Source organism: Rhodococcus wratislaviensis (genome assembly GCF_900455735.1).
Classification (GTDB): domain Bacteria; phylum Actinomycetota; class Actinomycetes; order Mycobacteriales; family Mycobacteriaceae; genus Rhodococcus_F; species Rhodococcus_F wratislaviensis.
Window position 1 is genome coordinate 1,247,858 of the sequence record NZ_UAUI01000001.1, and the last position, 25,614, is coordinate 1,273,471.

Below are 25,614 nucleotides of genomic sequence, written 5' to 3' on the forward strand. Positions count from 1 at the left end.
CTCACGGGCGGCGGAGCGGCCTACTTGGCTGCTGCGATGCGGGCCTCGGCGACGGCGTCGGCCGCGGCGCCGGCGAGGATGCCGTCCCGCTTCGCGACGTCGAGGATCTGCACGACGGTGGCGAAGATCTTCTCGACCTGCGCGCGGACGTCGTCGGCGGACGTGCCGAGCCGCTCACCGGCGACCTGGATGAGTCCGCCGCCGTTGGCGACGTAGTCGGGAACCCAGGTGATGCCGCGTTCGCCGAGGTCGTGCTCGACCGCGGGGTGAGCGAGCTGGTTGTTCGCGGCCCCGCAGATCACCTGGGCGGTGATCGCGGCGACGGACTCGTCGGTGAGCGTGGCGCCCATCGCGCAGGGTGCGTAGACGTCGAGTTCCTGGTCGATGACGGTGGACGCGATCTTGACCTCGGGGAAGTCGCGGGCCACGCGGTCGAGTGCGGCGGCGTTGACGTCGGTGGCGACCACCGAGGCGCCGTCGGCGAGCAGCAGCTTGATCAGCTGGTACCCGACCTTGCCGGTGCCCTCGACGCCGACGGTGCGGCCGGCGAGGCTCGCGGTGCCCCACTTCGCCTGAGCGGCGGCGCGCATGCCCTGGAACACGCCGAGCGCGGTCATCGGGGCGCTGTCGCCGGACCCGCCGGCGGACGTGTTGCGTCCGACGACGAAGTCGGTGGCGCGGCCCATCACGTCGAGGTCGTCGGAGTTGGTGCCCACGTCACCGGCGGTGATGTACCGGCCGCCGAGCGTCTGGACGAACCGGGCGTACGCCTCGAGCAGCGCCTCCGACTTGCCGGTGGCCGGGTCGCCGATGATGACGGCCTTGCCGCCGCCGAGGTCGACTCCGGCGATCGCCGACTTGTAGGTCATGCCCCGCGACAGGCGCAGCACGTCCTTGAGCGCGGCGGCCTCGTCGGCGTACGGGTAGAAGCGGGTGCCGCCGAGGGCCGGCCCGAGGGTGGTGTCGTGGATCGCGACGATCGCCTTGAGTCCGGTGGCGGGGTCCTGGAAGAACGTCACCTGCTCGTGGGCGGTGTCGGTGGGGAAATCGGTGCGCTCGAACACTCCAGCGTTGTCGGGCAGTGCGGTGTCGTGACGTTCCGCGGTGAGAGTCATGTGTTCTCAGGACCTTTCCGGAGTGGTGGCAATCGTGATGGTGGAGGTGTCGACGCCGAGTTCGGCGAGACGCTGGAGGTAGACGGTGACGTTGCGCAGCTTCACGTCCTCGTAGCCCCGGACGAGGTCGGGAGTCGCGGCGATCAGCGTGGCGGTGTCGTAGGTGTCGGCGGAGAGGTCCGCGAGGAGCCCGGCCACCGTGGACTCGTAGTGCGCGAGCAGCTGACGCTCGAGACGACGGACCTTGGCGTAGCCGAACGGGTCGAACGCGGTGCCGCGCAGGAACTTCGCCTTGGCGAGGGTCTTGAGCGCGACGTGCGAGCGGGGGCCGAATCCGATCTTGGTCTTGCGGCCCATGGCCTTGAGGACGGGCGGGTGCAGCTTGTAGGTGAGCTTGCCCGCGCCGGGGACCTCGCCGGCGGCGGCGTCGAGGAACGCCTGGTCGGTGAGCATCCGGGCCACTTCGTACTCATCCTTGTAGGCGGTGAGCTTGTGCAGGCCGGCGGCGACGGCCTCGCTGAACTCGGTCCGGCTGCCCAGCTCGCGCTCGGCGTCCCATGCCTGCTGCACCAGGGCGATGTAGCGGGCGGCGATGCGGTCGCCCTGGAAGGCGACGAGGTTCGCGGCGCGGCGTTCGGTGAGCTCACGTGTCGCACCGCCCAAGGTGGATCCGGCGAACAGGTGCGTCGGGACGACGGTGTCGCTGCGCTGCGGCACGGCGGCCGAGCTGGTAGCGGCGAGGAAGGCCGCCCGGTCGGCGACGGCGACGCGTCCCCAGTGGAACGCGGCCTTGTTGGACTCGACGGCCACCCCGTTGATCTCGAGGGCTTCCTCGATGAACCGGGCGGGGACGGGCAGTCCACCGGCCTGGTAGGCGGCGCCGACCAGCAGGAAGTTGGCGGCGGCCGTGCTGCCGAACAGTGCGGTGGCGGCGGCGAGCCCGTCGATCGCGGTCAGTTCGCGGGCCGAGACGTCGAGACGCTCGAGCAGCTTGTCCTCGTCCGGGTAGCGGACGGCGGGGTCGTAGACCATGTCGCCCGTCGGGGTCTGGCTGGTCGACGCGACGGTGATGGTGCGCTCGGAGCTGCCGAAGCCGGCGTACTTGGCGTCGGCCGCCGTCAGCAGGTCGAATGCGAGGACGCAGTCGGCGGTCGCGGGGCTGATCCGGTTGGACGGCGCCGAGCTTCCCGAACGCGTCTTCTGATCGCTGAGCCGCAGGTGCGACGTGACGGGTCCGGCCTTCTGGCTGAGACCGGTCTGGTCGAGTCCCTCGACGTGCAGCCCGGCGCGCAACGCGGCCATGCCGAGCACCTGGTTGACGGTGACGATGCCGGTTCCACCGACGCCGGCCATGAACAGGTTGTGCGTTCCCGTCCACACGGCCGGATCGGGGTCGCCGACCTCCGGCGGAACCGGGATCTCGCGCAACGTCTTCGGCGCGCCTTCCTCGGGCAGCTCGACCGTCACGAACGACGGGCAGTCGCCCTCGAGGCAGGAGTAGTCGGTGTTGCAGCTGGTCTGGTCGATCTTGGTCTTGCGGCCGAATTCGGTGTCGACGGGCTGCACGGACAGGCAGTTGGACTTGACGCCGCAGTCGCCGCAGCCTTCGCAGACGGCCTCGTTGATGACGACGCGGGTGCGGCGGGCGGGCAGCTTGCCGCGCTTGCGCTTGCGGCGGGCCTCGGCGGCGCACTGCTGGTCGAAGATCAGCACGGTGACGCCCTCGATGTCGCGGAGGACGCGCTGCGCCTCGTCGAGCCGGGTCCGGTCCCACAGCAGCGTGTTGGCGGCGAAGTGGGCTCCCTTGTGCCGCTTGGGGTCCTCGGCGCAGACGATGATCTGCTTGACGCCCTCGGACGCCAGCTTGTGGGTCAGCTGCGGCACGGTCAGCCCGGCCTCGGCGTCCTGTGCGCCGGTCATCGCGACGGCGGAATTGTAGAGCACCTTGTACGTGATGTTGACGCCGGCGGCGACGCACGCCTGGACGGCGAGCTGGCCGGAGTGGAAGTAGGTGCCGTCCCCGACGTTCTGGAACATGTGCTTGACGTCGCTGAACGGGGCCTGCCCGATCCACTGCGCGCCCTCGCCGCCCATCTGGGTGAGCATGGTGACGGCGCTGTCGGTGCGGCCGGACATCGTGACCAGGGTGTGGCAGCCGATGCCGCCGCCCGCGATCGATCCCTCGGGCACCGCGGTGGAGCGGTTGTGCGGGCAGCCGGAGCAGAAGTACGGGGTGCGCGACGTCGGGAGGACGGTCAGCTCGAGGCGCGGCGGCGGGGCCGGCGTCAGCGCGACCCGGTCCTTGAGGACGCGGCGCAGCGGTCCGGTGAGCCGGGCGGCGGTCAGTTCACCGTCGACGGGGATCAGGTTCTTGCCCTGCGCGTTCTTCTTCCCCAGCACGGCGGGTGCGCTGGCGCCGCCGTAGAGGATGTCCTTGAGCTGCGACTCGACGAACGGCATCTTCTCCTCGACGACGAGGACCTGTTCGACACCGTCGGCGAGTTCGCGAACCTTGTCGGCGCCCAGCGGGTAGGGCATGCCGACGCGGAGGATGCGGATGCCGGCGTCCTCGAGCTGGGAGTCGCCGAGCCCGAGGTCGAGCAGGGCCTGGCGCAGCGAGTCGTAGGCGGTGCCGACGGCGGCGATGCCCAGCCACGCGGTGCGCGGGTTCACCTCGATCTTGTCGATCTCGTTGGCGGAGTTGAACGCCTCGACCATCGCCCAGCGCGGCCCGTACAGGTCGGCCTCGGCGTAGACGCTGTCGGGCGGGGACGCGAGCACGCGCTGCCGGTACGACCACGGCTTGCCGTTCCACTCGATGTCGGGGAGCACGATGTCGAGGTCCGCGAAGTCGCGGTCGAGGGTCCAGAGTCCGTCGGCCACGTCGGCGACGATCTTCATGCCCGACCAGCATCCGGAGATCCTCGACAGCGCCACACCGTAGAGGCCGAACGTGATGACCTCCTCGGCGTTGCGCGGGAAGAACACGGGCATGCCCATCGCGGCCATGGACCGCTCACTGGCGCAGGGGATGGTGGAGGACTTGGCGTTGGGGTCGTCGCCCACGAGGACGAGGACGCCGCCGCGGGCGTTGGCGCCGTACATGGCGGCGTGCCGGATGGAGTCGCTGGCGCGGTCGAGGCCGGGGCCCTTGCCGTACCAGACGCCGACGACGCCGTCGTGGGTGCGCTCGCCCTGCGGGAGGTCGACCTGGCTGCCCCAGACGGACGTCGCGGCGAGTTCCTCGTTCATGCCGGGCACGAACTTCACGTCGTGGTCGGTGCTCAACGTGGGGATGGCGGCGATGGTGCGGTCGAGGCCGGCGAGGGGGCTGCCCTGGTAGCCGGAGACGAACGTCGCGACGTTCAGCCCCGCGCGGCGGTCGCGTTCGTGCTGCTCCACCAGCTGGCGGGCGATGGCCTGGACACCGGTCATCAACACCGGGCCCGAGTCGGCCCGGTATCGGTCGGCGAGATCAAAGGATGCTGCACTGGTGCGAGCGTCGTCTAGCTGAGTCATCTGCGATTCCCGATCCGTCGCGTTGAGCATTTCGTGAGCTTGATCCTGTATCTGGTCTAAGATTTGGTCAACGCAAATCGCATCAACTGATCAGTTCACGCAACAGGTGACGGTCGTCACTTCCCGGAGGTACCCAAAGTGCTCAGCATCGACAAGCTCGACGTGCAGTTGCTCGGACTGCTCGGCAAGGACTCACGCATGAGCGTGGCCGAACTCGCCAACTCGCTGGGCGTCGCCCGCAACACCGTCCAGTCCCGGATGAAGCGCATGGAGACCAGCGGACTGCTCACCGGTTTCCGCCCCAACCTCGACCTCGCCGAGGTCGGGATTCCCATCCAGGCGTTCGTCGGGCTCGAACTCGAACAGGGCAAGCTGACCGCCGTCGGCAATCGCCTCGTCGACCTGCCGGAGGTCATCGAGATCCACGCGACCACCGGCCGCGAAGATCTGCTGGTGCGGGTGGCCACGTCCACGCACGCGGAGCTGCAGAAGTTGCTCGAGAAGATCGCGAACCTGCCCGGGATCACGCACTCGACCACGACCATCGCGCTGACCAGCCCGCTGCCGTACCGGATTCAGCCGCTGCTCGAGCACCTCACCGACGACTCCGGGTGGGGCCGGTCCACGGCACTGCCCCGTTCACAGCGGTAGCACCGGTGCAGTAGTTTCAGACCATGAGTGAGAGTCAGGGACGGATCGCGTTCATCCAGGCCACGTGGCACCGCAACATCGTCGACCGCGCACGCGAGGGTTTCACCGACGAGGTGAACACGCTGGGGTATTCGAAGGACGAACTGGACTTCTTCGAGGTGCCGGGCGCGTTCGAGATCCCGCTGCACGCACGCCGCCTCGCCCTCACCGGGCGTTACGACGCCGTCGTCGCCGCTGCGCTCGTCGTGGACGGTGGCATCTACCGGCACGAGTTCGTCGCGACCGCGGTGATCGACGGCCTCATGCGCGTGCAACTCGACACGGACGTGCCGGTGTTCTCGGTTGTGCTGACGCCGCACCACTTCCACGAGCACGACGAGCACCTGAACTACTTCCACGACCACTTCGTGAAGAAGGGCGCCGAGGCCGCTCGCGCCTGCGTCGCCACCGTCACGTCGCTGAAGTCGCTGCCGACTGCGAACTGAGATTCGCCCACTCCGAACCGCAACGAGAAACCACCGTCAGTACGTACCGACGGTGGTTTCCTCGTATTACCGGTCCTTCGCGTGCCGGTGCTGGACGTAGAGGAGCCAGAACACCGGCGCGCCGACGACGGCGAGGATCGTCGCGAACACGCGCAGCCCCACGTTCCCTTCGCCGAAGGGGGCGATCATGAGGACAATCGTGCAGACGACGGCGCCGAGGAGTCGCCAGTGGGCGCCGAAGAAGCCTGCGACCATCGCCCATGCATTGCGGGCGACGATGCGCGCCGGCGATTCGGGCTCGGGTGGCGGCGGCGGGGACGGGGCCACCGCAACCGTCGAGTTACGCGCGGCGGCCACCAGTTTCGGGGCATGGGCGCCGACCGGCGGGGTTTCGCCGTCGGGCTCGCACCGGAACAGGGCGATACCCACCGCGTCCGCGTAGTCGACGGCCTCGTCGGTGTATCCGGGGCCGGAGAAGTACAGGAGTTTCCGGGCGTGGCTGGTTCCGCGGGTGCCGTAGAGGTTCGCGAGGTCCGACTTGCCTGCACTGCCGCCACGCCACTTCACCTGCGCGTACGCGCGTGACGAGTAGACGTCGATGCCGCCGTCCGCGCCCCCGAGCAGCGCTGTGGCGTCGCCGTAACCGAGCTTCTGCATCTGCTCGGCGGCATTGATTTCAGCTTCAGCCGCCGTGCGTATGCGTGCCATGCCTCACTCCCCCAGATCGAACCAGTCTTTCCCTTCGAAGGTACCCGCAGATCCGGCCAAACCAGCTATCCGCCGGTGAACGTCACACCGGCGCCATCGAATTGCAACACACTGCAACTCTTCCCGCCCCCGGCCGCGCGACCGTACCGTTCCCCGAATCAGCACGTTCACAACGTAGTGAGGGCGGATTCATGAGGGCAGCACGCTTCCACGGCCGACGCGACATCCGGATCGACGACATCCCGGAGCCGGAATTGCGGCCGGGCGCGGTGAAACTCCGGGTCGCGTGGTGCGGCATCTGCGGCACCGATCTGCACGAGTACCTGGATGGCCCGATTTTCATCTCCCCGCCGGGACATCCGCATCCGCTGTCGCACGAGAACGCGCCGGTGACGATGGGCCACGAGTTCTCCGGCACGGTGGAGGAGGTCGGTGAGGGCGTCACCGATGTCGCCGTCGGCGACAACGTGGTGGTGGAGCCATACTTCGTGTGCAACGAGTGCGCGTCCTGCAAGGCAGGCAACTATCACCTGTGTACGAAGATGGGTTTCATCGGATTGGCCGGTGGCGGAGGCGGACTCAGCGAGAAGGTGGTGGTCGACCGCCGCTGGGTGCACAAGATCGGCGACATCCCGCTCGACGAGGCGGCCCTGATCGAACCGCTCAGCGTCGCGCATCATGCAGTCGTCCGCAGCGGGGCGAAGGCCGGCGACGTCGCGCTGGTCGGCGGTGCGGGGCCGATCGGACTCCTGGTGGCCGCGGTCCTGAAGGGTCTGGGTGTCACCACGATCGTCACGGAACTCAGTGACGCCCGCAAGCAGAAGGCGCTGTCCAGTGGGGTCGCGCATCACGTGATCGACCCGTCGTCGGAAGACGTGAAGGCCCGGGTGCTCGAGCTGACCGGCGGTGTCGGCGCCGATCTCGGGTTCGAGTGCGCCGGGGTCGACGCCGTCCTGGACACGATCCTCGACGCCGTCCGGCCCGCAGCCGTGGTGGTGAACGTGTCGATCTGGGGCAAGCCCGCGACGGTCGACATGCAGAAGCTCGTCCTCAAGGAGATCGACCTGCGCGGCACCATCGCCTACGTCCGTGATCACGAGGCGGTGATCGAGATGGTGCGCACCGGCGTGATCGATCTGGCCCCGTTCATCACCGGCCGGATCGAACTCGACAACCTGGTGTCCGAGGGCCTCACGACATTGATCGAGCACAACGACACGGCGGTGAAGATCCTGGTCCGGGCGTGACCGTCAGTCGGGTTCGTCCGTCGACGGTGTCACCGCCCTGGCCTTGAGCGCCAGCCACAACTCCATGCGGTCGTCGGCCTGGTCGAGGGTCCGCCCGGTCAGTGCCGCGATCTTGTCGATCCGGTTCCGGACCGTGTTGCGGTGCACGGAGAGGGCCGCCGCCGCGGGGTCCCATGCCCCGTTGGCTCGCAGCCATTCCTCGAGCGTTCGCTGGAGTTCGACGCGTTCGCGCGGCTCGAGCTGATCGAGGGGTGCGAGGACGGCGGTCGAGAAGCCGCTGAGCACGTCGGCCGAGCCGAGGCGCAGCAGCAACTGCACGGTCTCCCCTTCCTTGGCGTCGACGGCGCGGCCGAGTCGGGCACTGACGGCGACGAGGGATCGCGCCTGCATCGCCGACACGGCCAGCGCGTCCACGGGAACCAGCGCGCCGATCCCGATCGCGCATCCCTCCGCGACACCCGACAGCAGGTCGGCGAGCCCGGCGGATTCGGGGTGCGCGATCTCGATGTCCGAGTTGCGCTGTCTCAGGACGGAATCCGGAAGGGCCGACCCGATCCGGGCGGTCAGGTCGGCCACCGAATCGGGGGTGGAGCGCACGACGGCGATCTGCAGGGGGTCACGGGGCAGCCCGATGCCGGCGGCGATCTGATGGGCGCGCTCCCTCCGAAGTCCGGGCCTGAGCAGCTGTGCCAGCGCCGCCGCCCGCCGCTGCCGCTCGGGTTCGCCTGCCACGTGACGGCGTTCGAGTTCGAGCGACAGCAGCGAGACGAGCACATTGGACGCGTGCCGCAGCGCGCTGTCCGCCGACCGCTCGAGCACGACGAACGCGAGCGGGTTCTCGATTCGGACGGGGTGCAGTTCGAGTTCCCGCCGACCGGCGCCGCCGAACGCGGTCCAGCCCTTCGCGCGGGTGGTGTAACGACCCACCTGGTCCTGGGCGTCCCGCAGGAACGCTTCATCGACGCCGTCGGAGAGCTGGACGACCCCACCCGACGCGTCCAGCACCGCGCACAGTGAGCCGCTGACGGAACGCCACGTGTCGAGCAGTCCGCTCAGCGGCGACGGTCCGGCCGCGACCGCGGTGAGCTGATAGCTGAGCTCGATCGCGTCCTCGAGGGCACGCTTCTCCTCCTCGGCTATCCGGGAGAAGATCCACTTGGTGATGGCGATGAACGGCACCGAGTCGGGGGCGATGAGCAGCGGGACGCCGAATTCACGCGCGGCCGCGACGAGCGGCTCCGGGGGTGCCTGGTAGGGCAGCCCGTGCCCCAGACCGAGGCACAGTGCGGCGACCCCGCCCGCGACGCAATCCCGCACGTAGTCGCGGCACCCCGCTTCGGTGGTGGGAAGCATGAGGCCGACGGTCATCAGCAACTCCCCGCCCTGGAGCCAGTCCCGCGGACGCGTCAGTTCGGACACGTGCGCTGCGGTGATGGGGTTGTCCACCCCCGCCGTCCCGCTCATCGATGTGAGCCGCAGCGTGGGGGCGGACAGAACGTCCTGAACGGTGATCACCGGTGACCTCTTGTACTAATTGCCCAACCGTAATAGACGAACTGTACATCTCGCCTCTGGTGCCGGAGCGGCGCAGTGCGCAGAGTAGTGATCAGAGCCACAGCACCTTCTAGGAGTTTCAGTGACAGATCACTCCGGCGACACCGCCGCGACCCTCGGTGGCACCATCGAGACCCGGTCGATCGACTACGTCCCCGAGGACGAACGTCACGGGAAGGTCCGCGACCAGGGCCCCTTCTGGTTCGTCGGAAACTTCCAGCCCTTCACGGTGGCCATCGGTTTCGTCGGCCCCGCCCTCGGCCTGTCGCTGGGCTGGACGGTGGTGGCGGGCATTCTCGGCATCTTCTTCGGAACGTTGTTCATGGCGTTCCACGCGTCGCAGGGACCGGTGCTCGGACTCCCGCAGATGGTGCAGTCCCGTGCACAGTTCGGCTATCGCGGTGTCGTCCTCGCACTCATCGGGACGTTGTTCACGTACGTCGGGTTCAACGTCGTGGACGTCGTCATCATCAAGGCGGGTCTGCACAGCATCTTCGGGTGGAACGCGGCAATCATCGCCGTCGTCATCACCGCGGTCGCGACGCTGCTCGCGATCTATGGTCACGATCTGCTGCACCTGTCGTTCCGTGTGCTGTTCTGGCTGTCGCTGCCGCTGTGGGCGATCCTCACGTGGGGTGTGGTGTTCGGGCACGCCGGCGGCGGCGACGCGGGCGCCGCGACGGGCGGGTTCACCCTGCTGGCGTTCATCGCCCAGTTCAGTGTCGCGGCCTCCTACAACATCACCTACGCGCCGTACGTGTCGGACTACTCGCGGTACCTGCCGCGCAACACGCGGACGTCGGCCATCGTGTCGGCCGTGTTCCTCGGCGCCTCCGCGTCGCCGGTGTGGCTGATCCCGGTGGGCGCGTGGATGGCCACCCGGCTGGGAGCGACGGATGCGCTCGCCGGCATCCACGACGCCGGGAACTCGGTGGTCCCGTTCCTCGGCAGCGTGCTCGCACTCGTCGCGACGCTCGTGCTGGTGGCGACCATGGGCCTGAACGCGTACAGCGGCATGCTGACCGTGATCACCGGCATCGACTCCTTCCGGAAGGTCACCCCGTCCCGCCGGATCCGGGTGGTGACCGTGCTCGCGCTGGCCGCGGTCTGGCTGGTGCTGAGTCTGCTGTTCACCGATTCGACGACCGTCCTGAACACGACACTGCTGATCATGCTGTACCTCCTCGTGCCCTGGACCGCCGTCAATCTCACCGACTTCTTCTTCGTGCGCCGCGGGCACTACGCCATCACCGACCTGTTCACACCGGACGGGCTGTACGGAATGTGGTCGTGGCGGGGTATGACGGCCTTCTTCGCCGGCATCGTCGCGTCCGTGCCGTTCATGGTGCTGCCGTTCTACGTCGGACCGATCGCCGCGGCCCTCGGTGAGGTCGACGTCGCGTTCGCGGTCGGACTCGCCGTGTCCGGGATCGTGTACTGGGTGCTGTCCCGGTCGCTGGACCTGAACACCGAGGAACGGTTCATCGAGGACAGCGAAGCCGCACTGGCAGGCGAGGAGACCCCCGCTCATGGCTGACGCGACGACGGCTGACGTCCAGCACGCGATCGACGCGCTGATCCGGGCATTCGGCGAGCACGACACGGCCGCCTACTTCGAGGCGTTCAGCCCGGACGCGATGTTCGTCTTCTACACCCACCCGGTGCCGCTGCCGAGCCGCGAGGCCTACCGCGACCTGTGGACCGAGTGGGAGTCGGACGGGTTCCGCGTCCTGGCGTGCCGTTCCAGCGAGCAGTGCGTCACGTTCCCGGCCCCGGATGTCGCGGTGCTGACGCATCGGGTCGGCACCACTGTGCGGGATTCGACGGGGACCGTCGAGCTCGACGAGCGGGAGACGATCCTGTTCCGGCGTCGCGACGATTCGGGCTGGATCGCCGTCCACGAGCACCTGTCGCCGCAGTCCGGTCCAGCGATGTAACTGACAGATAGCTGGCTCGACGTGGACCGCGTCACATCAGGACCCCGTCGAGTTGCGGAGGCAGACGCCCGACGGTGTACTGGTCAGTAAACCTGCCCGGCTCGGCATATCGCGAAGGTGCACAGATGACGGACGAACGGCCCGGCAAGAAGCAGACCCCACCGGAGAAGGCGACGCGACCGACGCCGAAGGAGGCGACCCCGGACGTCTCCAAGACCGATCTCGCGGCCGTCGTCGACGCGCTCACCGCGACGAACGAGAAGAATTTCGACTTCTGACCTCGCCTCAGCCCCGCTCCCGGTGCGGCACGAACTCGAACGTCAGGCACGCGAACGCGGCGGGCAGCAGGTAGCGGAAACGCAGGAGCACGTATCGCCGGTTCCCCGTGGAATGGAACTTGCCGAGGTAGCGGTACAGCGACTCGAGCGAGATCAGGACGTCGCCGAGGTGGAGGACACGGCGGAAGAGCCGGGCGCCCGCGCCGGGTGCGCCGGGGTCGAGGAGTTCGGGGAACGCCGCGAACGACAGCGAGACGTATCGCGCACCGGTCTGCTCGGCGTGGCGGATGACGTCGACGGTCATGCGTTCGTCGGTGCCGTTCGGTGCGTCCTCGGCGCGCCACGGAACGTCGAGGCTCAGTTCGCGGGCGGCATCGGCGGTGCCGTAACGCTGGAAGGCCACGGCGCGTCCGGCGGAGTCGCGGGCGACGACGAGGAGAACACCGGGGAGTGTGCCGTCCAGCAGGTGGTCGAGGATCATCGAGAATCCGCGGCGCTGATGCCCCGCGCGGGCGTCGTCGACGATGTCCGTCAGTTCCCGCCGCGTCGGTTCGTCGAGCGCGGCTTCGGGGACGATCTCGGTGGCGACCCCGGCATTGTGGGTGCGCTGCACGGCCTGTCGGAGGTTTCGGAATTTCCTGCCGTGCAGGGTGAAGTGTCCGACGTCGATCACCACGTCGCGGCCGATGGGGACCGCCTTCAACGGCTTTCGGGTGTCGCCGCCGATCTCCCACAGCCGGGCGACGCGTTCTCCTGCGCCGAGCACGGCGACGCGCCAACCGCGTTCGGCCGCAAACTCGGAGAACTCGTCGAGGAGGGCGCCGAATTCGAATGAGTTGCCGATGGGATCGCCGGAGACGACCGCTATTCCGGACCGCGCCCGGTAGGCGATCGCCGCGGTGCCCGACGCGTTGAAGTAGTACGACTTCGCCGAATTGAGGGCGAACGGCGACAACGGGTCGTCCGTGGTCTGCTGGATCAGGGCGGACACTCGGGCACGGTCCTCGGGCTGCGGCACACTGCGCACCGGCAGCATCAGGACGGGTCCGGTGGCCACCAGCAGGAGGAACCCCGGAGTCGAATGTGCGCTCGTGTACGCCACATCCGCGGCCGCCACGATCAGTACCGCCGCCACCGAATGCGTCATGGTGACGGGCCGCCGCAGGTGCAGTCCACGGGCCACCAGCAGGACGGCGATTCCGACCGCCACCATCCACGTGCGGACGGGACCCGACCGCCCGGCCATCCACATGAGCACGAGACCGGCCACGACAGTCGCGCCGACGAGCGCCATCCGCGCCGCGGGCGATTCGGGCCGGGATACCCGCAGCCCGGGCACGGTCATCGGTGTCGACTTCGAGTTCTGCATCCGCACCCCTGCACCAGGTGACGACTGTTCCGGTACCTCCAATCTAGCGGCTCCGCCGCCCGTGAGTGCTTGACGAGTCCCTGGACTCGCTACGCACTCACGGGCGGAGCCTGGGCGGCGGTGCACCGTGCGGCAGGGACGGCCCGACAGCCGTGAGTGAGCCTGCGGCACGCCCCTTCCCCCAGCCGAGCTTCTCGCGGTACCGGCCGATGTGGTCCGCCGGGATGTCCTGCCCGTCGGCGAGCGGCGTGGACTGCGGGTCCACGTAGAGCGCGTCGACCGGGCAGTACGCCTCGCACATGAAGCACGTCTGGCAGTCCGATTGCCGGGCGATCACGGGGATCCCGGCGTCGGTGCGGTCGAAGACGTTGGTGGGGCACGCGTCGACGCACTTGTCGCAGCCGATGCACGCCTCGGCCAGCAGCACCTCGATCACGAGGCCACCCGCAACAGCCCGCTGTGCGTCGCAGCGGTCGCAGTCCACACGTCGTCCAGCCCACCGGTGAGCAGGTGGTGGTGCTGCGCGGGGTCGAGGTCGGGGTAGTCGGCGCGCTTGCTCATTCCGCGGGTTTCCGTCCGCGCGAGCGTCGAGTGGTACATCCACCGGCCCACCGCGGTGATCGCCGCGGCCTGACGGGCACGGACCCGCTCGTCGCCGGAGTCGCCGCCGAGGCCCAGCGACAATGCCGTCCACAACGACTCCAACTCGTCGAGTGCACCCTGCACCCGCACGCCGTCGCGCAGGTAGTTCTTCTCGTACGGGATGAGTTCCGCCTGCGCGGCCGCGACGACGGCGGACGCCTCCAGCCCCGACCGTTGCGCCGGACGCAGCCCGGCCCGCCCGGCGGGACGCAGTTCGCCCGCCCGCACCCGACGTTCGGCTCGCGCGAACCGCGCGGCCCCGGTGCCCGCCCAGGTGCCGGACGACATCGCCCACGCCGAGTTGTGGCTGCCGCCGCCGGTGAAGCCCCCGCAGATGCGTTCGCGGGTGGCGGCGTCGCCGGCGGCGAACAGGCCGGGGACGGACGTGGCGCAGGTGTCGTCGACCACGTCGATGCCGCCGGTCCCGCGCACCGTGCCCTCGGCGAGCATGCTGACCTCGAAGCGGTCGGTGAACGGGTTGATGCCGCGACGGTCGAATTGCAGGAAGAAGTTGGGCTGACCGAGTCGCATCTGGCGCTGCACGTCGTCGTCGGCGCGATCCAGTTGGGCGAACACCGGCTCGGACAGCAGCGTTTTCGCGATCACCGAACGCCCCTTGGTGGAGCCGGCGCCCTCGAGGACGCGTCCGTCGGCGTGGAAGAACGTGGCGTAGCCGTAGTAGGCGGTCTTGGTGATAGTGGAGTTGGCGGGGACGATCGCATACGCGTTGGAGAATTCCATGCCGGAGAACGTGGCGCCGACCTCGGCGGCCATCAGCGCGCCGTCGCCGGTGTCGACGTTGGTGCCCAGTGCGCGGGACAGGAACGCGCAGCCGCCGCTCGCGATCACGACGGCGCCGGCGGTGATCCGGTAGTCGCGGTCGTCCTGGCGCTGGTAGCCCGCCGCACCGCGCACCTGGCCGTCGGTGTCGACGAGCAGTTCGAGGGCCGGCGAGTGGTCGAGAATCCGGACGCCCGCCTTCTTGACCCACGCCCGCATCCGTCGCATGTATTCGGGCCCTTGGAGTCCGGTGCGGATCTGCCTGCCGGTGTCGGGGTCGACGGGGAACGGGTACTGGCCCTCCTCGGCGAGGAGATCCATGTTCGCGTACGTCTGGTCGAGGACGCGGTCCATCCAGTGGTGGTCGGCGAGATGGCCGCCGAGCGTTTCGCGGCTGGCCTTGGCCTTCGCCCGCGCGGACGGGTCGGGGTCGATGTACCAGACGCCGGTGCCCGAAGGCGCGGTGGCGCCGCTGGTTCCGCAGTACCCCTTGTCGACGAGGACGACGTCCGCCCCGGATTGCCGTGCGCGCAGCGCGGCCCACGTTCCGGCGGGGCCGCCGCCGATGACGAGGACGTCGGTGCTCAGGTCGAGAAGTTCGGTCATGAAGGGCGCTCCTGTCGAGGCGGAACAACTGCCCTTCAACGCTTCCGCACATCGGCCCGTGCCGCCATCGTCAGAATCAGCGTGAACCGAATCGCCCGTGCGCGGTTAACGAGTCCAGGGACTCGCTAACCGCGCACGGGCGCTACGCGCCTTTGCCGTAGTCGACGCTCAGCCAGTGCTCCGGCCGCATGCGGATGACGATCGCGCTGTCGTCGTACGCCTCCTCCACGAAACTGTCGACCTCCTCGGCGGGGAGGTAGCGGGCGGCGAGTCCGCGGACGACGTCGGCGGTGGGTGATTCGTCGAACTCCGCCGGACCTTCGACGCTGACATACCGGTACGGCGGCTTCTCGTCCTGGGCGACGAGGCTGAAGCGGCCGGCGGCGCGGATCAGCCGCTCTTTCATCGACCCGCGACCGGTCCAGACGTACACGTGGCCGCCGGGTTCGTAGCCGTACCAGATGGGCACGGCGAGCGGTGCCCGCCCGTCGCGGTCGACGGCGATCACCCCCACGTGCACGTCGGCGAGGAACTTCTCGCGCTGTTCACTGGTCATCGACAACTGCGACATGTCAGTCTCCGCTCTGGTGTTCGGGTTTCGACGGTGGTGCGGGATCGAGCAGCTGGGCGAGGTGTTGCGACGATCGGGACGGGTCGAGCTGCCGCACCTGCATGTGGCAGCTGAATCCGTCGGTCAGCACGACTGCGTCTTCGGGACTGTCGCGCAGTGCGGGGGCGAGTGCCTGTTCCGCCACCTGCATGCTGAGGTCGTAGTGGTCGGCCTCGAACCCGAAGTTTCCTGCGACGCCGCAGCATCCGGTGGCCTCGCGGACGCGTTCGACGCCGACCGCCTGCAGGGCCTTCCGCTGACCGGCCGCGCCGAACACGGCGTATTCGTGGCAGTGGGTTTGCACGGTGACGTCCTCGGGCAGCGCCACGCTCGGGGTCCAGCCTGCCCGGGTCCGTTCGAGGACGGCGCCCGCGAAGCTCTGGACGCGGGCGGCGACGCGTCGTGCGGCGTCGGTGTGGACGAGTTCGGGCAGGTCCTTGCGGAACGCAGCGGCGCAGCTCGGTTCGAGGACGACGATGGGGCGGTCGGTGCCGTCGTCGAGGAGTTCGGCCGCCCTGGCGAGGGTCTTCTTGGCCTGCTTCAGCTGTCCGGTGGAGATCCAGGTGAGCCCGCAGCACACGTCGCTGCGGCACTGGGAGCTCAGGCCCGCCTCGGCGAGTACCCGCGACGCGGCGCCGACCACCTCCGGGCGGAACCCCCGGGTGAACGTGTCGGCGAGCACCACGACATCCGCCGTGGCGTTCTCGGACGTCTCCCCGACCTCGCGGCGGATCTGCTTGCGGGACGCGAACTCCGGCATCGACCGGTGCGGGGTGAGACCACCCAGTTTGGCCGCGACCTTCGCCAACCGGCCTGCGGTCAGCCGATTCACCACGGGGGCGGAGCGTTCGGCGATCTTCAGCCACACCGGCAGCCAGCCGAGGGAGTAGTGCGACAGCGGACGCACCCGTCCGCGGTAGTGGTGGTCGAGGAATTCGGACTTGTACGTGGCCATGTCGACGCCCACCGGGCAGTCGGTGGAGCACGCCTTGCAGGACAGGCAGAGGTCGAGGGATTCCTTGACGTCCTCGGAGCGCCATCCGTCGGCGACGGTCGGCGAGTTGCGGACCATCTCCTGCAGAGCGCGGGCCCGGCCGCGGGTGGAGTCCTTCTCGTCGCCGGTCGCGCGGAAGCTGGGGCACATCACCCCGCCCGTCGACGCGCGGCAGCGGCCCACCCCGATGCACCCCTGGACGGCGTGGACGAACGGCGCGACGGGGACGTCGCTGGTGGGGGTGAGATCGAATGTGGTCTGCCACGCCCGCGGGTTCACGCCGTCGAGTGCCAGGCTGCCCAGCAGCGGTTCGGGGTCGACGATGCTGCCCGGGTTCAGCACGGCCGCCGGATCCCACAGGCGTTTGAACGTCGCGAATGCCGCCATCATGGTGGGGGTGTACATGATCGGCAGCAGCGCCGACCGCGCGCGACCGTCGCCGTGCTCCCCCGACATCGATCCCCCGAATCGCACGCACAGTTCGGCGGCGCGGTGGATGAACCGCGACATCACGTCCCGGCCCGACTCGGTGCGCTGGTCGAAGTTGATGCGGATGTGCATGCAGCCGGCGCCGAAGTGTCCGTACATGACGCCGGTGAGGCCGAATTCGGCGAGCAGGGCCTTGATGTCGACGAGGTAGTCGGCGAGCTGGTCGGGTGCGACGGCGGAATCCTCCCAGCCCGTCCAGGATTCGCCGCCCTCGACGAGTCGGGCGGACAGTCCGGCGCCGTCCTCGCGGACCCGCCACAGCGACGCGCGTTCCGCCGGGTCCCCGACCACCCGCGAGTCGACGAGCCGTCCGGCGGCCCGCAGTTTCGAGACCAGTTCGGCCCCGCGCAGTTTCACTTCGGCGAGATCCTCGCCGTCGAGGTCGACGTACAGCCAGGCCTCGCCGTCGGGCAGCCCGACGACGGAGTCGGCGCCGCGCAGGTGCCGCATGGTGTCGACGATCGCCGAATCGATGCCCTCGATCGCGGCGGGCGAGTACCCGAGGATCAGTGCGTTGTCGCGGGCCGCGTCCACCAGGTCGCGGTATCCGAGGCACAGCAGCATCGCGGCGGGCGGCACCGGCACCAGCGCGACGATCGCGGACACGATCACCGCGCACGTCCCCTCGCTCCCCACCAGTGCGCGGGCCACGTCGAAGCCGTTCTCGGGCAACAGGTTCGCCAGGTGGAATCCCGACACCTGTCGTGGGATGCGGCCCAGCTCCAGCCGGAAGTCGCCCAGATGCTCCTGCGTCAGCTCGTCGAGTCCGGCGACGATCCGCCGGGCCTCGCTCACTGCGGACGCGTCGTCCGGATCGGTGGCCCGCAGCCCGTCGCGGGTGGCGGTCAGCCGGTGCCCGTTCGCCGTCACGAGGTCGAGCGCGACGACATGATCGGACGTGCGGCCGTACCGCACGGAGTGGTTGCCGCAGGCGTCGTTTCCGATCGCACCGCCGACGGTCGCGCGGGACTTGCTGGACGGGTCGGGCGCGAACGTGAACGCGCCGTCCGTCGCCAGTTGCACGTCTTTCTGCAGGTCCGTGAGGACGATCCCGGGTTCGACGACGGCGGTTCTAGCGGACGCGTCCACGGCCCGCACCTGATTCATGTGCCGGGAGAAGTCGAGTACCACTCCCCTGCCGATTGCGTTGCCGGCGAGTGACGTGCCGCCGCCGCGGCTGGTGATGGGGATGCCGCGGTCGGTGCAGGCCCGGACGATCGCCACCACGTCGCCGGCGCTGCGGGGAAACGCGACGGCCAGCGGCGGCACCCGGTAATTGGAGGCGTCGAAGGAGTATTCGGCGCGCCGTCGCGATCCGGTGTCGAGGTCGATGCCCAGCTCGGCGAGCTCGGCGTGCAGGTCGGCCGCGGGGCGTGTCAGCTCAGCCACGCGTCGATCTGTCCCGTCTCGTCGGAGTCAGCTACCGGAATTCTCGTCAGCGGGGCCATGGCTACATGGTCGAGCCGCTCCCGAAGATTGTCAACAATCCTCTCGGTGAGCCGGGTACGGTTCGGAGGAGTGAGCGTCGTGCGAACGCCGTCACCCGCCCGGCGACTGTTGGCTGTGCGGGTCGGAGCCACGGCCTGGGTGCTCATCGCCCTGTATTTCCTCGCGGAGGTCGTGACCGCGCGCGCCTGGCCGCGGCCGTACGAGGTGCGGACCAATTCGGTCAGCAATCTGGGGGTCACGGGCTGCGACGGCTCCGCTGCCCAGATCGCGGCCGCCCGGCTCTGCTCACCGCTGCACGCGGTGATCAACAGCGCATTCGTGATGACCGGGGTGCTCATTCTCGCCGGAGCCGTGGGCCTGCGCGAGTTCCTGCCACCGGGCCGCCTGCGCCGGGCCGCGTTGACGCTGCTCTGTCTGGCGGCCGTGAGTGCGGCGCTGACAGGCGTCGTTCCGATCAACGTGGACGCCCACCTGCACCAGCTGGTCGCGGCCCCGACGTTCGTCGCCCGCAACGCCGCCATGATCGTCATCGCGATCGCGCTTTACGAACGATGGCGCATCTTCGCGCTCTGGACCGGTCTGTGCTGCCTCGTCGGGGTCGTCGGAATGGCGGCGATCCTCCTCCCCGGCGAACCGTTCGGCGTCACCGAACGCCTGGCCCTGTACCCGTTCACGGTGTGGGTCGTGACCGCCGGTGTCGCGGCGCTCCGCACCCGTGCGTGGTTAACGAGTCCAGAGACTCCTTAACCCCGCACCGGGCGCCGAAGGCGCACCATGGAGTGATGTCCACAGCTCTCACGCATGCCGCCGCTTCCCAGCAGTTCGCGGAGAACGGCCGCATCTCGATCGAACCCAACCACAAGCGCATCCGGGTGGTCTTCGGCGGTCAGGTGGTCGCCGACACCACCCGTTCGGTGTACCTGTTCGAAAAGGGGCACCTGCCCGTCTACTACATTCCCCGCGACGACGTGAACTTCGACTTCCTCGAGCCCGTCGACGCCACCACGACGTGCCCGTGGAAGGGCAAGGCGCGGTACTGGGATCTCGTCGTCGGCGACCGTCGCGCCGAGCAGTCCGTGTGGGGCTACGACGCCAGGCTGGAGGACTCCCTCGACCTCAGCCCGTACGTCGCGTTCTACTGGCACAGAATGGACGCCTGGTACGAGGAGGACCAGCAGGTGTTCGTCCACGCCCGCGACCCGTATGTGCGCGTCGACGTGCTGCCGTCGTCCCGGCACGTCGAGGTGTTCATCGGTGACACGCTCGTCGCCGACACCGTCCGCCCGCGACTGCTGTTCGAGACGTCACTGCCGGTGCGCTACTACGTTCCCCGCATCGACGTGCGGTCGGAATTCTTCACCGCCTCCGACACACGGACGTCCTGCCCGTACAAGGGGACGGCGTCGTATCTGTCGTTCACCGGGGCGGACGGGTCCGAGCCCGTCGAGGACGCTGCCTGGTTCTACCCGTTCACCACCGCGGAGGCGTCGGGCATCGACGACCACGTGTCGTTCTACCCCGACCGCGTGCGGATCGTGGTGGACGGCACGACGGTGGAGAGCTGACGTCAGTCCCGAGGGGGCAGCGGGGGTAGTTCCAGATTGTCGCGGAACGTGCCGCCCACGTAGTCGTCGCCGACGATCCCGCGACGCCGCAGTTCGGGGAGCAACCCGTTGACGACGAAGTCCCGGGTCCGCGCCTCGGCGAGCCCGCCGAGGGAGATGACGTCGAGGACACCCGCGTCGTAGCGTTCCTGGACGGCGTCGGCGAGTTGTTCGGGTGTTCCCGCGACCGCCCAGTGGCCGGTGTCCTTGGACGCGATGATCAGCTCCCGCAGGGTCCGCCCGGACGCGGCGAGCCGGCTGAAGATTTCGACCCGGCCGCGACGGCGGTTCACCGACCGGACGTCGGGCAGGACGTCGGCCGGGATCGGCTTGTCGAGCGTCAGCCCGGACAGGTCGATGCCGCCACCGAGCATGTCTTCCAACCTGATCCGGCCGGCGTCGAGGTCCGTCGCCTCCTCCTGTTCCCGCACCAGCCGTCGCACTTCGTCCTCGGACGCACCGTAGGTGGCGTGGAACGAACTCATGATCAGCGGCAGCCCGTCGGCGCGGCCCAGTTCGGCGGCCCGCGCCCGGATGCTCTTGGTGTAGGTGACGGCGTCTTCGAGGGTGGGCAGTGATGTGAACACGACCTCCGCGAAGCGGGCGCCGAGTTCGACGCCGGCCGCGGATTGGCCGGCCTGGAACTGCACGGGACGACGCTGAGGCAGCGGCGGGATGTTCAACGGTCCCTTCACCGTGAAGTAGGTGCCCGCGTGGTCGATCGGCCGCACTCGATCGGCGTCGAGCGTGGTCCCTCCGGCCCCGTCGGACGTCAGTGCGCCGGGCTGCCAGCTGTCGAACAGCGCCTTGATCACTTCGAGCGATTCGGTGGCGCGGGCGTAGCGTTCCTCGGGGCTCGGCAGGTCCCGGTCACTGTAGTTCTCCTCGCCGAGTGACGACGTGACGGCGTTCCAGGCGGCGCGACCGTTGCTGACGTGGTCGAGGGTGCCGAACAGCCGCGCGAGGTTGTACGGATGGTGGAATGTGGTGGTCACCGTCGCGATCAGCCCGACATGCGAGGTCACGGCGCTGAGTGCCGACAGGAAGATCAGCGGTTCCTGCGCGCCGATCGCGCCCTGCGCCCCGAAACTGAGCAGGTCGGCGGCGAACAGCGCGTCGAACTTGTTCGCCTCGGCGATCTTCGCGATCTCGATCGACGATTCGACGGTCGACTGCTGCGGATCGATGGCGGCGGCATAGGTGCTCACGGCGCCGCTGACTCCCGTGACCGTCTTCAGCGGCCGGCGACGTGGGGTGCTCATCGTCGAAGCCTAGGAACGACGGCGCGGTCGGCCCACGGTTTCGATCAGGCGGATTCTGACCGCCCACGGGATGTTCCGGTTACCGTCGGGTGTGCTGTTCTCGCAGATCGTCGCGACGTCCCGGGACGTGGGGGCCACGCGGTCGCGCAAGGTGAAGGTCGGGGCGCTGCGTGAGGCGCTCACCCAGCTGGAGCCGGCCGAGGTGGAACCGGTGGTGGCGTGGCTGTCCGGGGAGCTTCGGCAGGGCCGGATCGGGATCGGCTGGCGGACGATCGCCGACATCCCTGCCACCCCGGCCGACGTCCCGTCCGTGACGGTGTCGGAGCTCGACGGGACCGTCACCGCCGTTGCGGGGATCTCCGGCTCCGGATCCGCCGCCCGCCGCCGTGAACTGCTCGCCGACCTCTTCGCCCGCACCACCGCCGACGAGCGGGACTTCCTGCTGCGACTGCTCACCGGGGACCTCCGCCAGGGTGCGCTCGAGGGGGTGATGACGGACGCGATCGCGGCGGCCGCCGACCTTCCCGTCGAACCGGTGCGCCGGGCGTTCATGCTGTCGGGACGCCTGCCCGCGACCGCGGTCGCCGCGTTCGACGGCGGGGTCGATGCCCTCACCGCGTTCCGGCTGGAGGTGGGTCGTCCGGTCCGGCCCATGCTGGCCTCCCCCGCCGAATCACTCACCGACGCGTGGACCGAACTGGGCGGTGACGTCAGCGTCGAATACAAACTCGACGGCGCACGGATCCAGGTGCACCGCAACGGCGACGAGGTGCGCATCTTCACCCGCACCCTGCGTGAGATCACCGGCAGCGTGCCGGAACTCGTCGAACTCGTCGCCGGCCTGCCCTGCACGTCGGCGGTGTTCGACGGGGAGACGCTGGCGCTCACCGACAGCGGCCGGCCCCGGCCCTTCCAGGAGACGATGAGCCGCTTCGGCGCCGAGTCCGCCCGCGACCTGCTGCTGCACCCCTACTTCTTCGACTGCCTGCACCTCGACGGCGTCGACCTTCTCGACGCGCCGCTGGAGCAGCGGCTGGACGCCCTGGAACGCGTTGCCCCGCAACACCGCATCCCCGGACTCATCCGACCCGACAGCGACGGTGCCGCAACCCATTTCGACGACGCCCTTGCCGCCGGCCACGAAGGGGTGATGGTCAAGTCGCTCACCGCGCCGTATGCGGCGGGACGACGCGGCCGCGCCTGGCAGAAGGTGAAACCGGAGCACACCCTCGACCTGGTCGTGCTCGGCGCCGAATGGGGTTACGGGCGGCGCACCGGCTACCTGTCCAACCTGCACCTCGGCGCGCGCGACCCGGACGGCGGCGAACCGATCATGGTGGGCAAGACGTTCAAGGGCCTCACCGACGCGCTACTGCAGTGGCAGACGGACGAATTCCCGCGCCACGAACGCAGCCGCGACGATCACACCGTGTACCTGCACCCCGACCTGGTCGTGGAGATCGAACTCGACGGCGTCCAGGTCAGCACGCGCTACCCCGGCGGCCTCGCGCTGCGATTCGCGCGGGTCCTGCGCTACCGCCCCGACAAGACGGCCGCCGACGCCGACACCATCGACGCCGTGCGGGCCCTGCTGCCGCGCTGACGACGCCTGCTCGACCTGCGGGGCGAACGTGTGCACGGTAACCTCCCCGGCACAAGTAGGACGCCGCGCTGTGAGGGGGTCGGCTGATGACGTTCGTTTCCCGCTTCGTGCCCTCGTGCGCCGCCCCGGCGGTGACGTTCGTCGAGGGCATGTTCAGCAAAGTTGCCTCGGCCGCCGAGGGACCGGTCCGCGTCGCGGTGTGTGCCGTGACCGTGCCGATCGAGGTCGCGAAGACGTCGTTCCACATCCTGCGGCTCACCGAGGAACTGCTCGAGGAGGTCGTCTTCCTGCTGCGGACGATGCGTCCGGTGGTCGAGGCGGTGAGCACCACCCAGCAGTCCGATAATTTCGACACGGTCTTCCGGACCCTCGAACAGATCCAGCAGTCGGCCGACGCGATTGCCCGCACCCCGATCGGTGTCGTCCGGAGCGTGTTCGCGCCGGCCCGTCCGTCGCCCGAGCAGGTCGACCATCACCCCACGATCATCGACGCCGAGCCGCCGCCGCCCTCGGGTCTGGTGGTCCGGATCGCGTCCGTCACGGTGACGGCGCCGAGCATCACGTTCGGCAGGCCGAATCGCTGACAGCGGTCAACGTCCGGGGAAGAAGTCCGCGCTCTGCACGTAGTCCATTGCGGCGGTGAAGGCCGGGTCGCTCAGGCGCCTGGTCATTTCCGCCTCGTCGACGTCCTCGATGTGGGTCTGGACCCACCAGAGGTTGCCGAACGGGTCGCGGACGCGGCCGACGACGTCGCCCCAGAACAGGTGCGTCGCCTGTGTGACCAGAGTGCCGCCGGCGGCGACGGCCTGCGCGAGCACGGCCTCCGCGTCCTCGACGTACAGGCGGAGGAACCCGGGTGTCGGCGGCCAGTCGGGTCGCGCGTCGAACATCATCACCACGGCGTTCCCGATCCTCACCTCGGCGTGCCCGATGGTGCCGTCCTCGCCCACCATCCGGCCGAGTTCCTCGCCGTCGAACGCGGCCTTCACGTAGTCGATCAGCGCGGCGGTGTCGCGGGAGATGATCCACGGCGTGACGGTGGTGTAGCCCTCGGGAATCGGATCGACTGTCATGCGGTCCTCCTGCGTCGGCGACTCGGATGCACCCACCGTAAAACCGATAGCGGTCAGCTTTGGTCCGCATTTGATCACCCGGATACGCTCGTATCGTGTCCGAACACATCCTCGTCACCGGCGGATCCCGCGGCATCGGCGCCGCGGTGGTGCGCCTCGCCGTCCATCGCGGCTATGAGGTGACGTTCACCTTCCAGAACGACGACGAGGCCGCCGAGCAACTCGTCCACCACTGCGGCGTCCGCGCCACCGCGGTGCGGGCAGACGTGCGCGACGCGGATGAGGCCGTCGCCGTCGTCGATGCGGCCGACCAACGCGGTCAGCTGGTCGCCTTGGTCAACAACGCGGGGACCACCGGCCCGCTCGGCACGTTCCTCACCACCCCGGACGAGGTGGTGCGGGAGGTGTTCGACGTCAACGTCTTCGGCGCGATGGCCTACGCCCGCGCGGCGGCCGAGCACTGGGTCCGGCAGGGACGCCCCGGCGTCATCGTCAATCTCAGCTCGATCGCGGCCCGCACCGGCGCCCCGGGCGAATACGTCGGGTACGCGGCCTCCAAGGCGGCTGTGGACAGTTTCACGACGGGACTCGGACGGGAACTGGCGGGCTCGAACATTCGCGTCGTCGGCGTCGCGCCCGGTACGACGGACACCGACATCCACGCCGCTGCCGGCGATCCCGGACGACCCGGACGAGTGGCCGGGAAGGTGCCACTCGGCCGGGTCGCGGAACCCGAGGAGATCGCCGAAGCGGTGCTGTGGGCCCTGTCGCACCAGGCGTCCTACGTCACCGCCACGACCATCGACGTCGCCGGGGGTCTGTGACTACCGCGGCTTTGCGCCGCACCTCGGGACGAGCATCGGCACCCGCCTGCGGTAGCTGCGGTAGTCGTCGCCGAACGTGTCGATCAGGTCGTGCTCCTCGAAACGCACCGCGACCAGGATGAAGCCGGTGGTCCCGACGGCGAACAACAGTCGGCCCCAGGTCATCGTCGGCGCCACCCAGAACGCGATGATGAAACCGGCGTACAGCGGGTGACGGATCACCCGGTACAGCACAGGGGTCCGAAAGTGACTGGGCAGAGCCGCCTTCCCACTCTGGTTGCGCAGCACCTGGCGCACCCCGAACAGATCGAAGTGGTCGATGGCGAACGTCGCTGCCAGCACGAGGGCCCATCCGCCGAGCGACACGGCGTAGATCACGACGCGGACCCAGTCGGTCTCCACGTCCCAGATCCGCTCGGGTAGCGGACGCCATTGCCACATCAGCAGCGCCAGCGCGGCCGTCGCGAACAAGACGTACGTCGAGCGCTCCATCGGCTGGGGGACGATCCTGGTCCAGCGTTTCTTGAACCAGGGCCTGGCCATCACGGAGTGCTGCATGGCGAAGACCGTCAGCAGCGCCACGTCGATGACCACGGCGACCGCGACGGGGGCGTCGGGTCCGTCGTTGATCGTGTGGGCCACCACGAGGCCCTCGACCCATCCGATCGCGTACAGGAACACGATCAGGAACGTGACGTACACGAGCGTTCCGTACACGGTGATCAGTGTTCGGGCGACACCACCTGTGCGGTGTGCCTGCGGTGATTCGACCATCTCGGCCATGCTGTTCTCTCCGATCGCTGGGATTCCCCCGC

At 69.1% G+C, this 25,614-nt stretch carries 23 protein-coding genes; 11 read left to right on the forward strand and 12 right to left on the reverse strand.

The features are described from left to right. Nucleotides 1-20: 20 nt before the first annotated feature. Together DTA22_RS05760 and DTA22_RS05765 are read right to left on the reverse strand one after the other, a co-directional pair. Nucleotides 21-1,115: a Glu/Leu/Phe/Val family dehydrogenase gene (locus DTA22_RS05760; RefSeq protein WP_112298738.1), complete on the reverse strand. Its 1,095-nt coding sequence runs from the start codon at nt 1,113-1,115 to the stop codon at nt 21-23. A gap of 6 nt (nt 1,116-1,121) precedes the next feature. Further along, nucleotides 1,122-4,634 carry an indolepyruvate ferredoxin oxidoreductase family protein gene (locus DTA22_RS05765; RefSeq protein ID WP_322789936.1) on the reverse strand — a complete coding sequence of 1,171 codons (3,513 nt, stop codon included), beginning with the start codon at nt 4,632-4,634 and terminating at the stop codon, nt 1,122-1,124. A 138-nt stretch (nt 4,635-4,772) separates the two neighbouring features. On the opposite strand from DTA22_RS05765, the gene DTA22_RS05770 reads away from it, so the two are divergent. Continuing rightward, the gene (locus DTA22_RS05770; RefSeq protein WP_005252722.1) at nt 4,773-5,285 is read left to right on the forward strand and encodes an Lrp/AsnC family transcriptional regulator; all 513 of its coding nucleotides are present in this window, start codon (nt 4,773-4,775) and stop codon (nt 5,283-5,285) included. 23 nt (nt 5,286-5,308) lie between these two features. Then, a complete protein-coding gene (locus DTA22_RS05775; protein ID WP_005252720.1) occupies nt 5,309-5,770 on the forward strand; it encodes a 6,7-dimethyl-8-ribityllumazine synthase in 462 nt (153 codons plus the stop codon). A 66-nt stretch (nt 5,771-5,836) separates the two neighbouring features. Here the strand turns inward: DTA22_RS05775 and DTA22_RS05780 are convergent, their stop codons facing one another. Continuing rightward, entirely contained in the window at nt 5,837-6,478 is a 642-nt protein-coding gene (locus DTA22_RS05780; protein WP_037226948.1) for a restriction endonuclease, read from the reverse strand. A gap of 191 nt (nt 6,479-6,669) precedes the next feature. On the opposite strand from DTA22_RS05780, the gene DTA22_RS05785 reads away from it, so the two are divergent. Beyond that, nucleotides 6,670-7,725 (forward strand): 2,3-butanediol dehydrogenase, encoded by a 1,056-nt coding sequence (locus DTA22_RS05785; RefSeq protein ID WP_112298740.1) that lies wholly within the window; start codon nt 6,670-6,672, stop codon nt 7,723-7,725. A 3-nt stretch (nt 7,726-7,728) separates the two neighbouring features. On the opposite strand, the gene DTA22_RS05790 is transcribed toward DTA22_RS05785, so the two are convergent. Next, nucleotides 7,729-9,240, reverse strand: a complete 1,512-nt coding sequence (locus DTA22_RS05790) for a PucR family transcriptional regulator (RefSeq protein WP_112298741.1) — start codon at nt 9,238-9,240, stop codon at nt 7,729-7,731. 121 nt (nt 9,241-9,361) lie between these two features. Between DTA22_RS05790 and DTA22_RS05795 the strand changes: the two genes are divergently transcribed. The 3 genes from DTA22_RS05795 (at nt 9,362) to DTA22_RS36210 (ending at nt 11,494) form a co-directional block, all read left to right on the forward strand. Then, nucleotides 9,362-10,816: a purine-cytosine permease family protein gene (locus DTA22_RS05795; protein ID WP_112298742.1), complete on the forward strand. Its 1,455-nt coding sequence runs from the start codon at nt 9,362-9,364 to the stop codon at nt 10,814-10,816. Continuing rightward, the gene (locus tag DTA22_RS05800) at nt 10,809-11,216 is read left to right on the forward strand and encodes a YybH family protein (RefSeq protein WP_112298743.1); all 408 of its coding nucleotides are present in this window, start codon (nt 10,809-10,811) and stop codon (nt 11,214-11,216) included. Before DTA22_RS05795 ends, DTA22_RS05800 begins: the two co-directional genes overlap by 8 nt. Nucleotides 11,217-11,341: 125 nt before the next feature. Further along, a complete protein-coding gene (locus tag DTA22_RS36210) occupies nt 11,342-11,494 on the forward strand; it encodes a hypothetical protein (protein WP_167344011.1) in 153 nt (50 codons plus the stop codon). 7 nt (nt 11,495-11,501) lie between these two features. Here the strand turns inward: DTA22_RS36210 and DTA22_RS05805 are convergent, their stop codons facing one another. The 5 genes from DTA22_RS05805 to DTA22_RS05825 form a co-directional block, all read right to left on the reverse strand. Continuing rightward, a complete protein-coding gene (locus DTA22_RS05805) occupies nt 11,502-12,863 on the reverse strand; it encodes a bifunctional lysylphosphatidylglycerol flippase/synthetase MprF (protein WP_112298889.1) in 1,362 nt (453 codons plus the stop codon). A 97-nt stretch (nt 12,864-12,960) separates the two neighbouring features. Further along, nucleotides 12,961-13,299: a 4Fe-4S dicluster domain-containing protein gene (locus tag DTA22_RS05810; RefSeq protein WP_112298890.1), complete on the reverse strand. Its 339-nt coding sequence runs from the start codon at nt 13,297-13,299 to the stop codon at nt 12,961-12,963. Continuing rightward, entirely contained in the window at nt 13,296-14,891 is a 1,596-nt protein-coding gene (locus DTA22_RS05815) for an FAD-dependent oxidoreductase (protein ID WP_112298744.1), read from the reverse strand. The genes DTA22_RS05810 and DTA22_RS05815 overlap by 4 nt, the downstream gene beginning before the upstream one ends. Before the next feature lie 142 nt (nt 14,892-15,033). After that, on the reverse strand, nt 15,034-15,462 hold the full coding sequence (locus tag DTA22_RS05820) for a pyridoxamine 5'-phosphate oxidase family protein (protein ID WP_112298745.1): 429 nt from the start codon (nt 15,460-15,462) through the stop codon (nt 15,034-15,036). Nucleotide 15,463: 1 nt separating this feature from the next. Beyond that, entirely contained in the window at nt 15,464-18,373 is a 2,910-nt protein-coding gene (locus DTA22_RS05825; RefSeq protein WP_112298746.1) for an FAD-binding and (Fe-S)-binding domain-containing protein, read from the reverse strand. A 57-nt stretch (nt 18,374-18,430) separates the two neighbouring features. Between DTA22_RS05825 and DTA22_RS05830 the strand changes: the two genes are divergently transcribed. Together DTA22_RS05830 and DTA22_RS05835 are read left to right on the forward strand one after the other, a co-directional pair. Then, nucleotides 18,431-19,180, forward strand: coding sequence for a DUF998 domain-containing protein (locus DTA22_RS05830; RefSeq protein WP_112298747.1), 750 nt, complete (start codon nt 18,431-18,433; stop codon nt 19,178-19,180). Between the two features lie 35 nt (nt 19,181-19,215). Beyond that, entirely contained in the window at nt 19,216-19,998 is a 783-nt protein-coding gene (locus DTA22_RS05835) for a DUF427 domain-containing protein (RefSeq protein WP_037226931.1), read from the forward strand. Between the two features lie 2 nt (nt 19,999-20,000). Here DTA22_RS05835 and DTA22_RS05840 read toward each other — a convergent pair whose 3' ends face one another. Continuing rightward, entirely contained in the window at nt 20,001-21,299 is a 1,299-nt protein-coding gene (locus tag DTA22_RS05840) for an NtaA/DmoA family FMN-dependent monooxygenase (RefSeq protein WP_112298748.1), read from the reverse strand. Between the two features lie 91 nt (nt 21,300-21,390). On the opposite strand from DTA22_RS05840, the gene DTA22_RS05845 reads away from it, so the two are divergent. Next, complete coding sequence (locus DTA22_RS05845; RefSeq protein ID WP_112298891.1) at nt 21,391-22,902, forward strand: ATP-dependent DNA ligase; 1,512 nt, start codon at nt 21,391-21,393, stop codon at nt 22,900-22,902. 86 nt (nt 22,903-22,988) lie between these two features. Continuing rightward, complete coding sequence (locus tag DTA22_RS05850; protein WP_112298749.1) at nt 22,989-23,486, forward strand: hypothetical protein; 498 nt, start codon at nt 22,989-22,991, stop codon at nt 23,484-23,486. Nucleotides 23,487-23,492: 6 nt separating this feature from the next. Here DTA22_RS05850 and DTA22_RS05855 read toward each other — a convergent pair whose 3' ends face one another. Further along, complete coding sequence (locus DTA22_RS05855) at nt 23,493-23,975, reverse strand: VOC family protein (protein ID WP_112298892.1); 483 nt, start codon at nt 23,973-23,975, stop codon at nt 23,493-23,495. 95 nt (nt 23,976-24,070) lie between these two features. Between DTA22_RS05855 and DTA22_RS05860 the strand changes: the two genes are divergently transcribed. Further along, entirely contained in the window at nt 24,071-24,799 is a 729-nt protein-coding gene (locus tag DTA22_RS05860; protein WP_112298750.1) for an SDR family NAD(P)-dependent oxidoreductase, read from the forward strand. Here the strand turns inward: DTA22_RS05860 and mddA are convergent, their stop codons facing one another. Then, the gene (gene mddA, locus DTA22_RS05865; protein WP_112298751.1) at nt 24,800-25,582 is read right to left on the reverse strand and encodes a methanethiol S-methyltransferase; all 783 of its coding nucleotides are present in this window, start codon (nt 25,580-25,582) and stop codon (nt 24,800-24,802) included. It abuts the gene before it with no gap. Nucleotides 25,583-25,614 lie beyond the last annotated feature (32 nt).

Coding starts and splice junctions, on each gene's coding strand:
- DTA22_RS05760 (WP_112298738.1), bottom strand. CDS start 1,115: ATGACTCTCACCGCGGAACGTCACGACACCGCACTGCCCGACAACGCT.
- DTA22_RS05765 (WP_322789936.1), bottom strand. CDS start 4,634: ATGACTCAGCTAGACGACGCTCGCACCAGTGCAGCATCCTTTGATCTC.
- DTA22_RS05775 (WP_005252720.1), top strand. CDS start 5,309: ATGAGTGAGAGTCAGGGACGGATCGCGTTCATCCAGGCCACGTGGCAC.
- DTA22_RS05780 (WP_037226948.1), bottom strand. CDS start 6,478: ATGGCACGCATACGCACGGCGGCTGAAGCTGAAATCAATGCCGCCGAG.
- DTA22_RS05785 (WP_112298740.1), top strand. CDS start 6,670: ATGAGGGCAGCACGCTTCCACGGCCGACGCGACATCCGGATCGACGAC.
- DTA22_RS05800 (WP_112298743.1), top strand. CDS start 10,809: ATGGCTGACGCGACGACGGCTGACGTCCAGCACGCGATCGACGCGCTG.
- DTA22_RS36210 (WP_167344011.1), top strand. CDS start 11,342: ATGACGGACGAACGGCCCGGCAAGAAGCAGACCCCACCGGAGAAGGCG.
- DTA22_RS05805 (WP_112298889.1), bottom strand. CDS start 12,863: ATGCAGAACTCGAAGTCGACACCGATGACCGTGCCCGGGCTGCGGGTA.
- DTA22_RS05815 (WP_112298744.1), bottom strand. CDS start 14,891: ATGACCGAACTTCTCGACCTGAGCACCGACGTCCTCGTCATCGGCGGC.
- DTA22_RS05820 (WP_112298745.1), bottom strand. CDS start 15,462: ATGTCGCAGTTGTCGATGACCAGTGAACAGCGCGAGAAGTTCCTCGCC.
- DTA22_RS05830 (WP_112298747.1), top strand. CDS start 18,431: ATGGCTACATGGTCGAGCCGCTCCCGAAGATTGTCAACAATCCTCTCG.
- DTA22_RS05835 (WP_037226931.1), top strand. CDS start 19,216: ATGTCCACAGCTCTCACGCATGCCGCCGCTTCCCAGCAGTTCGCGGAG.
- DTA22_RS05840 (WP_112298748.1), bottom strand. CDS start 21,299: ATGAGCACCCCACGTCGCCGGCCGCTGAAGACGGTCACGGGAGTCAGC.
- DTA22_RS05850 (WP_112298749.1), top strand. CDS start 22,989: ATGACGTTCGTTTCCCGCTTCGTGCCCTCGTGCGCCGCCCCGGCGGTG.
- DTA22_RS05855 (WP_112298892.1), bottom strand. CDS start 23,975: ATGACAGTCGATCCGATTCCCGAGGGCTACACCACCGTCACGCCGTGG.
- mddA (WP_112298751.1), bottom strand. CDS start 25,582: ATGGCCGAGATGGTCGAATCACCGCAGGCACACCGCACAGGTGGTGTC.